The 14,211-nt window shown below is 60.2% G+C and carries 13 protein-coding genes and 1 tRNA gene; 5 read left to right on the top strand and 9 right to left on the bottom strand.

Features of this window, described 5'->3' with window-relative positions:
- Position 1 precedes the first annotated feature (1 nt).
- A complete protein-coding gene (nusA, locus tag KAK11_RS05440; RefSeq protein WP_210807040.1) occupies positions 2–1,477 on the bottom strand; it encodes a transcription termination factor NusA in 1,476 nt (491 codons plus the stop codon).
- Positions 1,474–2,028 (bottom strand): ribosome maturation factor RimP, encoded by a 555-nt coding sequence (rimP, locus tag KAK11_RS05445; protein WP_210807042.1) that lies wholly within the window; start codon positions 2,026–2,028, stop codon positions 1,474–1,476. Before rimP ends, nusA begins: the two co-directional genes overlap by 4 nt.
- Positions 2,029–2,175: 147 nt before the next feature.
- Here rimP and fabI point away from each other — a divergent pair, with 147 nt between their 5' ends.
- Positions 2,176–2,961, top strand: coding sequence for an enoyl-ACP reductase FabI (gene fabI / locus KAK11_RS05450; RefSeq protein WP_210807044.1), 786 nt, complete (start codon positions 2,176–2,178; stop codon positions 2,959–2,961).
- 149 nt (positions 2,962–3,110) lie between these two features.
- On the opposite strand, the gene aceA is transcribed toward fabI, so the two are convergent.
- From aceA to cysS, 7 genes are all read right to left on the bottom strand, one after another.
- Complete coding sequence (gene aceA, locus KAK11_RS05455; RefSeq protein WP_210807046.1) at positions 3,111–4,409, bottom strand: isocitrate lyase; 1,299 nt, start codon at positions 4,407–4,409, stop codon at positions 3,111–3,113.
- Between the two features lie 957 nt (positions 4,410–5,366).
- Positions 5,367–5,457: transfer RNA gene (locus KAK11_RS05460), tRNA-Ser, on the bottom strand.
- A gap of 26 nt (positions 5,458–5,483) precedes the next feature.
- Positions 5,484–6,773, bottom strand: coding sequence for an aspartate kinase (locus tag KAK11_RS05465; protein WP_210807048.1), 1,290 nt, complete (start codon positions 6,771–6,773; stop codon positions 5,484–5,486).
- A gap of 100 nt (positions 6,774–6,873) precedes the next feature.
- Positions 6,874–8,211 (bottom strand): tRNA lysidine(34) synthetase TilS, encoded by a 1,338-nt coding sequence (gene tilS, locus KAK11_RS05470; RefSeq protein ID WP_210807050.1) that lies wholly within the window; start codon positions 8,209–8,211, stop codon positions 6,874–6,876.
- 26 nt (positions 8,212–8,237) lie between these two features.
- The gene (locus tag KAK11_RS05475; protein WP_210807053.1) at positions 8,238–9,209 is read right to left on the bottom strand and encodes an acetyl-CoA carboxylase carboxyltransferase subunit alpha; all 972 of its coding nucleotides are present in this window, start codon (positions 9,207–9,209) and stop codon (positions 8,238–8,240) included.
- 81 nt (positions 9,210–9,290) lie between these two features.
- On the bottom strand, positions 9,291–9,881 hold the full coding sequence (locus tag KAK11_RS05480) for a DNA-3-methyladenine glycosylase family protein (protein ID WP_210807932.1): 591 nt from the start codon (positions 9,879–9,881) through the stop codon (positions 9,291–9,293).
- A 79-nt stretch (positions 9,882–9,960) separates the two neighbouring features.
- The gene (cysS, locus tag KAK11_RS05485) at positions 9,961–11,334 is read right to left on the bottom strand and encodes a cysteine--tRNA ligase (RefSeq protein WP_210807055.1); all 1,374 of its coding nucleotides are present in this window, start codon (positions 11,332–11,334) and stop codon (positions 9,961–9,963) included.
- Positions 11,335–11,559: 225 nt separating this feature from the next.
- On the opposite strand from cysS, the gene KAK11_RS05490 reads away from it, so the two are divergent.
- The 4 genes from KAK11_RS05490 to KAK11_RS05505 are packed head-to-tail and all read left to right on the top strand — an operon-like array spanning position 11,560 to position 14,152.
- A complete protein-coding gene (locus KAK11_RS05490; protein ID WP_210807934.1) occupies positions 11,560–12,093 on the top strand; it encodes a peptidylprolyl isomerase in 534 nt (177 codons plus the stop codon).
- A 4-nt stretch (positions 12,094–12,097) separates the two neighbouring features.
- Positions 12,098–12,601, top strand: a complete 504-nt coding sequence (locus tag KAK11_RS05495) for a peptidylprolyl isomerase (RefSeq protein ID WP_210807057.1) — start codon at positions 12,098–12,100, stop codon at positions 12,599–12,601.
- Positions 12,594–13,376, top strand: a complete 783-nt coding sequence (locus tag KAK11_RS05500; protein ID WP_246498480.1) for a UDP-2,3-diacylglucosamine diphosphatase — start codon at positions 12,594–12,596, stop codon at positions 13,374–13,376. The genes KAK11_RS05495 and KAK11_RS05500 overlap by 8 nt, the downstream gene beginning before the upstream one ends.
- On the top strand, positions 13,376–14,152 hold the full coding sequence (locus KAK11_RS05505; RefSeq protein ID WP_210807059.1) for a M90 family metallopeptidase: 777 nt from the start codon (positions 13,376–13,378) through the stop codon (positions 14,150–14,152). The genes KAK11_RS05500 and KAK11_RS05505 overlap by 1 nt, the downstream gene beginning before the upstream one ends.
- The last annotated feature ends 59 nt before the right edge of the window (positions 14,153–14,211 follow it).

The following is a 14,211-nucleotide window of genomic DNA, read 5'->3' on the forward strand; positions in this document are numbered from 1 at the left end:
TTCAGTTGAACCAGTGCTCACGCGCCTTCATGATGAGGGCCTTGGCTTGTGCCTCATCCACGCCGGTCATCTCGACCAGTTCATCGACTGCCAAATCAGCCAGATCGTCGCGGGTGTGAATCCCGCCATCGGCCAGTTTGCCAATCACATCGTGATTCAGGCCTTCGAGGTCGCGCAGGTCCTGCGAGACTTCATCGACCTTTTCTTCACGGGCGATTTCCATGGTCAGCAGGGCATCCTTGGCGCGGTTGCGCAGCTCCGTGACCGTGTCTTCATCAAAGCCTTCGATCTCCAGCATCTCCTGCAGGGGAACGTAAGCCACTTCTTCCAAGCTGGTGAAGCCTTCGTCGATCAGCAGATCGGCAACCTCAGCATCCACATCCAGCTTGTCGACGAAGAGCTTGCGGATTGAGCCCGACTCTTCGGCTTGCTTGGCGGCGGACTCTTCAGCCGTCATGATGTTGATGCGCCAGCCCGTCAGCTCGGACGCCAGGCGCACGTTCTGACCACCACGGCCAATCGCGATGGCGAGGTTTTCCTCGTCCACCACCACATCCATGGCATGCTTTTCTTCATCGACCACGATGGACTGAACATTGGCCGGTGCCAAGGCACCAATCACAAACTGTGCGGGGTCCTCAGACCACAACACAATGTCCACGCGCTCGCCCGCGAGCTCATTGGTCACCGCCGTGACGCGCGAGCCGCGCACGCCAACGCAGGTGCCGATGGGGTCAACACGCTTGTCGTGCGAAATCACAGCGATCTTGGCGCGGGAGCCGCTGTCGCGGGCGCAGCTCTTGATCTCCAGCAGACCCTGCTCGATCTCAGGCACCTCTTGCGCAAACAACTCGACCATGAAGCCCGGCGCTGAGCGCGAGAGCATGATCTGAGGGCCGCGCGCAGCGGTGTCGATGCCGGCGATGAAGGCACGCACGCGGTCGCCTGAGCGCAGGTTCTCTTTAGAGATCATCTCGCTGCGCTTGAGGCGGCCCTCAATGCGGCCAGACTCGACAATGACATCACCCTTGTCCAAGCGCTTGACGGTGCCCACGAAAATCTTCTCGCCGCGCGAGAGGAAGTCGTTGAGCAACTGCTCGCGCTCGGCGTCCCGGATCTTTTGCAAGATGACCTGCTTGGCCGCTTGCGCGCCAATGCGGCCGATAGGCACGGACTCCATGCCCTCTTCGATGTGGTCGTCCACCTCGATATCGGGAATCTGCTCTTTGGCTTCAAACAGCAGAATTTCCGCATCAGGAATCTGCAAACCCGCTTCGTCCGGCACCACATGCCAGCGACGGAAGGTTTCATACTCGCCAGTATCCCGGTCGATGGCGACACGGATATCTACCTCGCCGCCATGCAGCTTCTTGGTCGCAGAAGCCAGCGCCGATTCAACGGCTGCGAACACCACATCGCGATCAACGCTCTTTTCGCGCGAGATCGCATCCACCAACATGAGCATTTCGCGGTTCATTCTTCTTGACCTCCGTCATCTTGGTTGCCAGCCGCTGTGTCTTCAGCAGCGGGAGCGCCCTTGCCACGGCGCCCCTTGAAATCGAGCACAGGCACCAGCCGTGCTTCACGAACTTCGTCAAAGGCGAAATTCAGCACCTGGTCGGCCTTGCCATCGTTGAAATGCAGCGTCCAGCCCTCGCCAGACTCAGCGGCCTGCAATTGGCCTTGATACTTCTTGCGCCCCTGGAAGGGCAGCTTGAGCGTGATTTGCACCAACTCGCCCAAGAAGCGCGCATAGTGCTCCGGGGTCTTCAGCGGCCGGTCCAAACCAGGCGAAGACACTTCCAAGCGAGCGTAATCAGCGCCCTCCACTTCCAGCACGTACTGGAGTTGACGGGTGACCACTTCGCAATCTTCAACGATCACGAACTCTTGGCCGCCAGTGGGGTAAACAGTGCCAGGGATGCGGTCGATAGTGACGCGCAGCAACCCGCCCGCGGCACGTTCGATGTCCACGAGCTCGTAGCTCAATCCGGTGACCGTCCTCTCGACGGTTTGATTCAAACTCATTAAAAACGGGTCGCGCAAAAAAAATGGGCTGGATGAATCCGCCCAAGTAATGGAATTCTAGCGAAGCGCTGATTGTAGCCCGTGGCATGGCCTCCAGCAAGATGGCGTGCGAGAATCCTGCTTGAATCAACAGAATCTGGAGATGGCATGGGATTTCTCGCTGGTAAGCGCCTCTTGATCACAGGCGTGCTGAACAACCGCTCTATCGCCTATGGCATTGCCAAGGCTTGTCACCGCGAAGGTGCCGAGTTGGCTTTCAGCTACCAAGGTGAGCGCTTCAAAGACCGGATCACCGACACCGCTGCAGAGTTTGGCTCCAAACTCGTTTTTGAGTGCGACGTGTCGGACGATGCGCAGATCGAGCGCATGTTTGCCCAGTTGGGTGAGCACTGGGATCAGTTTGATGGCTTTGTCCACGCGATCGCATTTGCACCGCGTGAAGCCATTGCCGGGGACTTCTTGGATGGCCTGACGCGCGAGAACTTCCGGATCGCCCACGACATCTCGTCCTATAGCTTTCCGGCCATGGCCAAAGCGTCAGTCAATATGCTGCGCCCCGGCGCTTCGCTGCTGACCCTGAGCTATTTGGGCGCCGTGAAGTACGTGCCAAATTACAACACCATGGGTCTGGCCAAGGCCTCCTTGGAAGCTGGCGTGCGTTTCTTGGCGCAAAGCTTGGGCGCCAAGGGTGTGCGGGTCAATGGCATCTCTGCGGGTCCGATCAAGACTTTGGCAGCATCAGGCATCAAAGACTTTGGCAAGCTGTTGGGCGAGTTTGCGGCTGCAGCACCCATTCGTCGCTCCATCACCATCGACGACGTCGGCAATGCTGCCGCCTTCTTGCTGTCCGACTTGGCCAGCGGGGTGAGCGCTGAGATCATGTACGTGGACGGTGGATTCAGCCAAGTCGCGATGGCCGCACTGGAATCCTGAGCCTCTGAACCTGCGGCTGCCGCAGCCGCACAAAGAAAAAGCCCCGAGCACGCTCGGGGCTTTTTTGTTCCCGCGTTGCAGGCGGGCTCATCTCCTCACCTCCTGGTGCACGCGCAGACTCACGGAGCCGGCGCGCGCACTCAGAAAGATCAGCCGTGCTTCTTGTCGAAGAACTGTTCGTCTTCGGTCGAGCCCTTCAAAGCGGCCGTTGAAGCTTCGCGCTCGATGGTCGTGGTGACGGAGTCGAAGTAACCCGTACCCACTTCGCGCTGGTGCTTCACAGCGGTGAAGCCGCGCTCTGCAGCAGCGAATTCGGCTTCTTGCAGCTCCACGAAGGCGCTCATGTTGTTGCGAGCGTAGCCGTAGGCCAGGTTGAACATCGAGTAGTTCAGGCTGTGGAAGCCGGCCAAGGTGATGAACTGGAACTTGTAACCCATGGCGCCCAACTCGCGCTGGAACTTGGCGATGGTGGCATCGTCCAGGTTCTTCTTCCAGTTGAAGGAAGGCGAGCAGTTGTAAGCCAGCAGCTTGCCGGGGAACTTGGCGTGGATGGCGTCAGCGAAAGCCTTGGCAAAGGCCAGGTCAGGCTTGCCGGTTTCGCACCAGATCATGTCGGCGTAGGGGGCGTAAGCCAAGCCACGGCTGATGGCTTGATCCAGGCCGTTCTTGGTGCGGTAGAAACCTTCCACGGTGCGCTCGCCCGTGCAGAAAGGCTTGTCGTTGTCGTCGATGTCGCTGGTAACCAAGTCGCCCGCTTCAGCGTCGGTACGAGCCAACAGCACGGTGGGCGTGCCCATCACGTCAGCAGCCAAACGAGCCGCCACCAACTTGGCCACAGCTTCGCGGGTCGGCACCAACACCTTGCCACCCATGTGGCCACACTTCTTGGCAGCAGCCAATTGGTCTTCGAAGTGGACGCCAGCTGCACCCGCTTCAATCATGGCCTTCATCAGCTCAAATGCGTTCAGCACGCCGCCGAAGCCGGCTTCAGCGTCAGCCACGATGGGCGCGAAGAAATCGGTGTCGTTCTTGCCTTCGGACCACTGAATCTCGTCAGCGCGCTTGAAGGTCGCGTTGATCTTCTTGACGACCTTTGGCACCGAGTCCACAGAGTACAGGGACTGGTCAGGGTACATCTCGCCGTTGCTGTTGGCGTCACCCGCCACTTGCCAGCCCGACAAGTAAATGGCCTTCAAGCCAGCCTTGACTTGCTGCATGGCTTGGTTGCCAGTCAAAGCACCCAGCGCATTGATGAAGGGCTCGGTGTTGACCAAGTTCCACAGCTTTTCGGCGCCACGCTGGGCCAGGGTGTGTTCAATCTTCAGCGAGCCACGCAGGCGCACCACGTCAGCGGCGGTATAGCCACGGGTGATGCCCTTCCAACGGGGGTTCTCGGCCCAGTCTTTTTCGAGGGCGGCGATTTGCTGTTCGCGGGTCTGTGCAGTCATGAGAGGCTCCTTGCAGGTCAATGGAAACAAGCGATGAAACTGAGGCATAGCGTACGCCGAGTGCTGCCCGATGGAAAGACTTATGTCTTATATAAGACATATCTTTGAATCATTGAAAATCAATGACTTAGCTATCAGTTTCCACAATGCAAGAGTACGGCTTTCACTATGAAAAATTTTGCTGCATCGCAGCACGGCCAAGTTTCATATTGCAAGACGCCGCCTTACCATGAGGAATTTTATTCATCGGCAGAAGTTGATCATCAGGGCCGCACATCACGGCATTAGGTACGGCTCTGAACGTCGCACCAATTACCACAGCCCCGACACAACCCTTTGAGAACCGTTACAAAAGAATGCCCTTGTGCCGCAGGCGCCCACCTATAGTGGCTCGTTCGATACAACAGCGCCCAGCCAGCACCACAAGTGCTCGACCGGGCTAGGAGGTTTTCAGTGATCAATAGATTCCACGCTGGCTTGGTGAATCGCCCGCTTCGAGAGTTGTCCCCCATTGAGTTCGAGGTGGTGGATTTCGACAGTGCCCGCAACGCCTGGGCAACACCCAGAAGTGCAGTCGCTGCGCCAACCACCCCGCCTGCAGCACCGCCGCTTGCACAGAACTGGGAAGACCGTCGCCACGAGGCCTCGCCAGAGGACGTGTCACCCACAGCAGACGCGCTGCTTTGGTTTGCCAAGTTGCCAGAACCCATTCGTCCAAAGCACTTGTTGGCTTCATTTCCGCGGGTGCTGAATCGCATTGCCGCACACTGGGCTCAGCGGGCAGACTGCCTGAACGTGTTGGAGGACTTGCTGATTGACCGTCGCGGCACTCGCAGTGGCTTTGCCCCGCCCATCGCGGAGGAAATCGCAAGGCTGAGGGACTATCGGGTGCTAGAGCGTTAGCACCACCTGAGGATATGAAAAAGGGGCCCCGATTGGGGCCCCTTTTCTATGGGTTGGCGGAGACGGAGGGATTCGAACCCTCGATGCGCTTTTGGCGCATACTCCCTTAGCAGGGGAGCACCTTCGGCCACTCGGTCACGTCTCCAACCTAAGCTCGAATTCTAACCTGAATTAGGAGCCGATTTTTGCGCCTGCAGCATTTGGATCATCAAGATCAAATGCTTTGTGCAGCGCACGCACCGCCAACTCCATGTACTTCTCGTCAATCACGACAGAAGTCTTGATCTCGCTGGTGGAGATCATCTGGATATTGATGCCCTCTTCGCTCAGCGAGCGGAACATCTTGGAGGCCACGCCCACATGGCTGCGCATGCCAATGCCCACGATGGAGACCTTGCAGATCTTGTTGTCACCCACCACCTGTGCGGCATTGGTGGCCGGCTGCACCTGGGTCTTGAGCAAATCCAGAGTGCGCTGATAGTCGTTACGATGCACAGTGAACGAGAAATCGGTCTTACCGTCATTCGAAACGTTCTGGATGATCACATCCACGTCAATATTGGCGTCGGCCACAGCGCCCAAGATTTGCGAGGCGATACCGGGTTTATCAGGAACCCCCATCACAGTGACCTTGGCTTCGTCACGGTTGAACGCAATGCCCGATACAACGGCTTGTTCCATGTTCTCGTCTTCCTCGAAAGTGATCAGGGTGCCCGACTTGGCTTCTTCGTCGATGTTGATGTCCCAGGGGGTGAAGCTCGACAGCACGCGAAGCGGGACGCGGTACTTGCCCGCAAACTCCACCGAGCGGATCTGCAGCACCTTGGAGCCGAGGCTCGCCATCTCCAGCATTTCTTCGAAACAAATGGTGTGAAGGCGCTTGGCTTCTGGGACGATGCGCGGGTCGGTGGTGTAGACGCCATCCACATCGGTATAGATCAGGCACTCTGCAGCCTTCATGGCTGCGGCGATGGCCACCGCCGAAGTATCCGAGCCGCCACGCCCAAGGGTGGTGATGTTCTGAGCGTCATCCATGCCTTGGAAGCCAGTGATGACCACCACTTTGCCAGCGCTCAAATCGGCGCGAACTCGCTGGTCATCAATGCTCTCGATGCGGGCCTTGGTGTAGGAGGCGTCCGTGCGAACGGGAACCTGCCAGCCCGCATAACTGACGGCGTCAATCCCTTCAGCTTGCAAAGCCAAGGCCAACAACCCCACCGAGACTTGCTCACCCGTGCTGGCAATCATGTCCAGCTCACGCAGCATTTGGGGCGTTTGTGCGGCTGGGGAGACCTCTCTGGCCAAGCCCAGCAATCGGTTGGTTTCACCACTCATGGCCGACGGAACGACGACCATCTGGTGCCCTGCACGGTGCCACTTGGCGACGCGCTTTGCGACATTGCGGATGCGCTCGGGAGAGCCCATCGACGTGCCGCCGTATTTGTGAACGATCAATGCCATGGATTTGCGGAAATGACTGCTTTCGCGGGAAGTGACGCACCGCAGCAGCGCCGCAGTCGTCCACAACCCCCTATTCTAACTGTTGCAATGCAGCAAATTTTCAGTCAATCGAGGGCACATCGACTGAATCGGGGTGCCAATGCAACACCAACTGCGGCTCACCCACCGGGGCCTGGTAGCGGGCGTCCATGCCCAATCCCGGCACAAACAGCAGTTGATCGCCTTGCCAGACTAAGGGGCCTGATCGCGCCCACTGCGGGACGCCCAGCGCCTGAAACTGCTTTTTCAGGGACCGCGCCGGTCGTCCGGGGCCTAATTGAAACTGCTCGCGGCCCACGCGAGCCGCCAGGGTAGCGCCGCGCAGCATGGCCGGGCGGACACCCTGCTGCATGGCCACGGTCCAGCGCAAGGTGCCCCGCCACGCAGGCAGGTGCAGCGCACCCGCTTGGACAGCGCTGGGCCACACGACCAATTCGTCCGACGTCGTTGATGCAGACACGACGGGGGCTTGCACCGTCTCAACCGAAAACTGCCCCCGATAAAGACGGAGCTCTTGTCCGAAGGCCAAGGGCCAGCGGGCCTGCTTCAAGCGAGCGCCCTCTTGGGTAACCCGCTCAAGCAATGTGCAGCTGACACCACCATGGAGCATCTGAGTCAGCCAGTGCCGCAGAACCCAAAACCGCTGCGCAGAAGAGCACTCACACCAAGCCTCTGCATTGAGGCCGCGCGGAGAAAGCATAGGCTTGAGCAAAAGCTCCGCCGACTCTCGAATGAAGGCGTCGGCGGCGGCCGCGTGCTGAGCCACATCGGACAAGGCCTGTTCGGCGCGCGGGAAATGCCGAGTCAGCGCCGGCAAGACCTCAAGACGTAGACGGTTGCGATCAAACCGAGGATCCTGATTGCTGTCATCATCGATGTAGCTCAGGCGCCAGCGTTGGACATAGGCTTCGATGGCGCTCCGGGGCTGGGACAGCCAGGGCCTGAGCCAAATCACGCCGTCACGCTCTGCGGCCTGGGGCATGGCCGCCAGTCCCGCCGGCCCGGCTCCGCGCAGTGCCTGCAAAAGCACGGTCTCAGCTTGGTCACCGCGGTGGTGCGCCAAGAGGACATGGCGGGCCCCATGCGCGCTGGCCATGCGCGTGAGCGCCGCATAGCGCTCTCGACGCGCCCAGGCCTCAATGCTCTCTCCGGGGCTCGGCTGAGTCTTCAGGCGTTCAAACGCGAAGCTGAGGGGCCAGCCTTGCCGAACCCATCGTTGGCATTGCGCCTGAACATGGGCAAGCCATTGATCAGCACCGGGCTGCAGGCCATGGTGCACATGCAAGGCCAACACTTTGAGGCCTGCCGCGCGGGCCTGCCGGCTCACGGCATGCAGCAGTGCAGTGGAATCTCGGCCGCCGCTGGTAGCCACAGCCACCACAGCTCTCTGAGCGGGCATAGTGTGCCGCGCAGGCACCACAGCGCTCAGCGCGCCGTGGTATCGGTGAAGCGGCCGTAGCTCTTCAGGCGGTCATAGCGGCGCTGGAGCAAGTCTTCAGTGGACAGGTCCGCCACCTGACGCAAGGCATCCACCAAGCCACGCTTCAATTGCGTGGCCATGGCCGGGATGTCACGGTGCGCGCCGCCCACCGGCTCATTGACGATCTTGTCCACCAAGCCCAAGGCCTTCAAGCGGTGCGCGGTGATGCCCAGGGCTTCGGCGGCGTCAGAGGCTCGCTCTGCGGTCTTCCACAAAATAGAGGCACAGCCTTCCGGCGAAATGACAGAGTAGACCGAGAACTGCAGCATCAGCACCTGATCCGCCACACTGATGGCCAGTGCACCGCCTGAGCCGCCCTCGCCGATGATGGTGGTGATGATGGGCACTTCGAGCTGCGCCATCTCAAAGATGTTGCGCCCAATGGCTTCTGACTGACCACGCTCTTCAGCGCCAATGCCTGGGTAAGCCCCCGGTGTGTCGACAAAGGTGAACACCGGCAAACCGAACTTTTCGGCCAGTTTCATCAGACGCAGAGCCTTGCGATAACCCTCAGGGCGCGGCATACCGAAGTTTCGGGCAGCACGCTCCTTGGTGTCGCGGCCCTTTTGCTGGCCAATCACCATACAGGCTTGGCCGTTAAACCGCGCCAATCCGCCCACGATGGAGAGGTCGTCTGCGAACGAGCGGTCACCGTGCAACTCTTGAAACTCGGTGAAGATCTCGTTCACATAGTCCAGCGTGTAGGGGCGCTGGGGATGGCGAGCAATCTGGGTCACCTGCCAAGGCGTGAGGCTGGTGTAGATGTCTTTGGTGAGTTGCAGGCTCTTTTTGTCCAAGCGGTCAATCTCTTCTGAGATGTCCACCGCGGACTCGTTCTGCACATAGCGGAGTTCTTCGATCTTCGATTCGAGTTCGGCGATCGGTTGCTCAAATTCGAGGAAATGTCGTTTGCTCATGCGATCCATACCTTTCCGGTATTTTCACAGGTTTACAGTGTGCCAGCGAATTCGGGGAATCCACAGACCCAGCAGCGTCGGTCAGTAGTTGACAGGGACTGGATCTAGGCTGCGCCAGAGGTACCAGGTCGCCACAGAGCGGTATGGCGCCCAGCCCTCGCCCAATTCTCGGGCTTCCGCCCGTGAGACAGGCTCCTCACTGAAGTAGTTGACGCTGATGCCCTTGAGAAGGCCCAGGTCGTCGAGCGGCAGCACGTTGGGGCGCATCAGGTGAAAAATCAGGAACATTTCGGCCGTCCAGCGGCCGATGCCGCGGATGGCGACCAACTCCTCGATGATGGCTTCATCGTCCATGGCATCCCATTGCCCGACGTGAACCTGCTCCTGCGCAAAGTGGCGAGCCAAGTCTGACAAATACTCTGACTTACGCACCGACAGGCCCACGGCCCGCAGAGCGGGTGTATCGAGGCCCAGCACCCGCTCGGGATGGATGCGGTGCTCAGCATCGGCGACCACCGCCGCGAACTTCTCCCAGACCGACTGCGCGGCCTTGACCGAAATCTGCTGGCCCACGATAGAGCGCGCCAACGTGGTGAAAGCATCGCCGCGGCTTTGCAGCCGCGCCTCACCGAATTGCGGGATGAGCTTCTTCATCACCCGATCGCGTTTCATCAGATGCTTGCAAGCCTCGTCCCAATAAGAGGGCGTGACAAACTCTGGCGACAAGTCGCCTGCACTGGATGCCGTCACGTCAGGCCTTCACCCAAGTCGTGCCTTGAGGCGAGTCTTTGAGCTGAATGCCAGCCGCCACCAACTCCTCTCGAATACGGTCCGCCTCAGCAAAGTTGCGCGCCGCCTTGGCCGCTTGCCGCTGGGCGATCAAGGCGTCGATGGCTGCGGCATCCATGCCGGCCCCCGCCTTCAAGAACTCCGCGGGGTCTTGCTGAAGGATACCCAGCGTGGCACCCAACTGCTTGAGCAAAGCAGCACTCTCCCCGGACCCCGTCTTGTTGACCTCGCTGGCCAAGTCGAACAACACAGCCAGCGCCGCTGGCGCGTTGAAGTCATCGTCCATGGCGGCGCGGAAGGCCGCGGCCGCGGGATGATCCCAATCCAAGGCTGAGCTTGCCTGGGGCGCCGATTGCAAGGCAGTGTAGAGCCGCCGCAGCGCGCTGCGGGCGTCATTCAGGTGCGCATCGCTGAAATTAAAGGGGCTGCGGTAGTGCGTGCGCAGCATGAAGAAGCGCAGCGTCTCGCCGTCATAGTCCTTCAGCACGTCACGGATGGTGAAGAAGTTGCCCAAAGATTTGGACATCTTCTCGTTGTCAACGTTCAAGAAGCCGTTGTGCATCCAGACGTTCACGAAGGGCTTACCCAGCGCACCTTCGCTCTGTGCAATCTCGTTCTCGTGGTGGGGGAACTGCAGGTCCATGCCACCGCCGTGAATGTCAAAGTGCTCACCCAGCAGCGCGCAGCTCATGGCCGAGCACTCAATGTGCCAGCCTGGACGGCCCATGCCATACACACCGTCGTACTTGGCATCGGCGGGCTCCTCGGGCTTAGCCGCCTTCCAGAGCACGAAGTCCAGCGGGTCTTCTTTGCTGCCTTCCACTGCCACGCGCTCACCGGCTCGCAGGTCGTCCAAAGACTTGCCCGACAGCTTGCCGTAGCCCGGGAACTTACGGACCGCATAGTTGACGTCACCGCTGGCGGCTCGGTAGGCCAAGCCCTTGCCCTCCAGGGTCTGAATGAGGCTGATCATTTGCGGCACGTAGTCCGTCGCGCGAGGCTCGTGGTCGGGCCTGCTGACGCCGATGGCGCCAATGTCCTGATGCAGCGCGTCGATCATCTCGTCCGTCAATGCGCGCAAGGTGATGCCGCGCTCCACGGCTCGGCGAATGATCTTGTCGTCGATGTCGGTGATATTGCGCACATAGGTGACACGGTAGCCGCTGGCCTTCAGCCAGCGATACACCACGTCGAAGGCCATCATCATCCTTGCATGGCCCATGTGGCAGAGGTCGTAGATCGTCATGCCGCAGACGTACATGCGGACATGGCCGGGCTCAATGGGCGTGAAGGGCTCGACCTGACGGGTCAGCGAATTGAAGATGCGCAAGCTCATCGGCAGCAGGGTCAAAAGTGCAATGGCCGCCCTGGCATGGCTCAAAAGGAGCGCATACAGGGCAGAAAGCAAGGTCTGGGGTTATCGAGTCCGGTCTCTCATCGGCCTGTTGTGCGGAGGCTCGGCGCGGCTCGATAGAATCAAGGCAGTATAGCGAAGGAGACTTCCACCGTGACCCAGACCCCTGCCCTGCCCCGCTTTGCCCGCGCAACCATCGTGGGTGCCATGCTCACGCTCGCCAGCCTCGGCGCCGCCTGGGCGCAGAAAGTTCAGCTCAGCACCAGCGCGGGTGACATCGTCATCCAGTTGGACAAGGAGAAAGCGCCCAAGACGGTGGACAACTTTGTGCAGTACGTGAAGGCCGGCCACTACAACGGCACCATCTTCCATCGGGTCATCGATAACTTCATGATCCAAGGCGGAGGCATGACAGCGGACATGAAGGAAAAGCCGACCCGCGCGCCCATTCCGCTGGAAAGCCGTAACGGCCTGACCAATGTGCGCGGCAGCCTCGCCATGGCGCGCACAGCCAACCCGAATTCAGCCACGGCGCAGTTCTTTGTGAACGTGCGCGACAACCCCTTCTTGGACCAAGCCAACGCCCGCGACGGTGAAGGCTATGCCGTGTTTGGCAAGGTCGTTGAAGGCATGGAGGTGGTCGACAAGATCAAGGTCGTTGCCACCACAACCAAGGGCCCGCACCAAAACGTGCCCGCTGAACCCATTCTCATCAAAAAGGCCTCGATCATCGAGCCGTGACACCATGACCAAAACTGTAGAGTTGACCACCAACCAAGGCGTGATCCGCCTGGAATTGGACGAGCAAAAAGCCCCGCTGACCGTGGCGAACTTTTTGAGCTATGTGAACAAGGGCCATTACGACGGCACCATCTTCCACCGCGTGATCAAGAACTTCATGATCCAAGGCGGTGGCATGACGGCCGACATGAGCCAAAAGCCCACGGATGCCACCATCCAAAACGAAGCCAATAACGGCCTGAAGAACGACAAGTACACCATCGCCATGGCCCGCACCAGCGCGCCTCATTCGGCCTCGGCGCAGTTCTTCATCAACACCAAGAAAAATGACTTCCTGAACTTCAGCTCTGAATCCTCCAGCGGCTGGGGTTATGCCGTCTTCGGCAGGGTGGTGGCCGGCACCGAGGTGGTCGATGCCATTGAAAAAGTCCGCACGGGCAATAAGAACGGTCACGGCGATGTGCCCCTTGAAGCCATCGTGATCGAAAAGGCCGTCGAGATTGTCTGAATCTCAAGGCGCGCTGCCTGAAGTGGCGAGCGTCTGGGTGCAGGCCGAGGTGATCGATGTCGTCTCAGACCTGCACCTCAGCCCCGACATGCCGCGCACCCTGGCGGCATTCTTGGCCTGCCTTGGCAGCACCCAAGCGCAAGCATTGGTGTTGCTGGGCGATGTGTTTGAGGCCTGGGTCGGCGATGACGTCTTGAGCCAGCCCTTCGAAGCGGAATGCGCCCTTGCACTGCGAGCGTTCGCTCAGCAGCGCCCGCTGCTGGTGATGCGTGGCAACCGAGACTTTCTGTTGGGCCCCGCCTTTTTCGAAGCCACGGGTGCTCAAGACCTGCCCGATCCCTGCGTATTGCGCAGCCCGCTGGGCCAGGCCTTGCTGGCGCACGGCGACGCCTGGTGCGTGGCCGACACCGCCTACCAACAGTTCCGCGCCCAAGTGCGGCACAGTGCGTGGCAATCCGCTTTCTTGGCCAAGCCTTTGGCTGAACGGTTGGCCATCGCCCAAGGGCTGAGGGCGGCCAGCCAGGCGCACCAGCAAGACCCCAATCACAGCCATGCCGATGTCGACCTGGAGATGGCGGGTCAGCACTTGGCAGCCGCGAACTGCAACGTCCTGGTGCACGGCCATACCCACAAGCCCGGCACCCAAGGCTGGGGCTCAGGCCTGCTGCGCCATGTGCTGAGCGATTGGGACCTGGACGGGCACGGCACGCCGCGTTGCGAAGTGCTGCGCTGGAGCCAGGCCGGCTGGCACAGGCTGCCGCCGAGCGCTTGCTGATGCCTTGGTGGCAGCGCCTACGCACCTGGCACCAAGCAAGGGTGCAGGCCCGTCACACGCCACCCGAGCCCCTCTGGGCCATGGTGCTGGGCTACTACCCTTTTCTGGCCCGTCTGAGCCCACCTGAGAAGGAAAAGCTCAAGACCCTGGTGGCGCAGTTCCTGGCCCAAAAACAGTTTAGCGGGGCCCAAGGCCTCCAGGTGACCGATGAAATGGCCGTCGCGATCGCCGCGCAGGCTTGCCTGCCGCTGCTAAACCTCAGCCTGGAGCTGTATGACAGCTTTGTGGGCATTGTGGTGCACCCTGATGAGGTGGTGGCCACCCGAGAATGGATGGACGACGACGGGGTCGTGCACGAGTGGGAGGAGCCGCTGTCGGGAGAGGCCATGGACGGTGGGCCGGTGATGCTGTCCTGGCACGATGCCTTATGGCTGAGCGACAACGGCGACGCGGCCTACAACGTGGTCATCCATGAATTTGCCCACGTGCTGGACCTGCGCAAAGGCTGGGCGGATGGCACCCCGCCGCTACCGTCTGCGCAGGCCCACTCGGCGTGGCAGGCCGCTCTGCAACAAGCGTTTGAGGCCTTTCAAGATCGACTGGACAGCGGTCTGCCCTCGGTGGTAGACGCCTATGGCGCCGAGGCCATCGACGAGTTCTTTGCGGTGGCCTGTGAGGCCTTTTTTGTGCAGGGTCAGGCGCTCAAGCAAGAGCAAGCGGAGCTCTATGCCCTTTTGGCAGGCTACTTTCAACAAGACCCTGCAGTGAGAAGCTGAGCGAGACAAAAAAGCAAAAGGCTCCCGAAGGAGCCTTCTGATGACAGCGGGTCAGGCCG

It is taken from the genome of Ideonella paludis (assembly GCF_018069865.1).
Taxonomy (GTDB): Bacteria; Pseudomonadota; Gammaproteobacteria; order Burkholderiales; family Burkholderiaceae_C; genus Ideonella; species Ideonella paludis.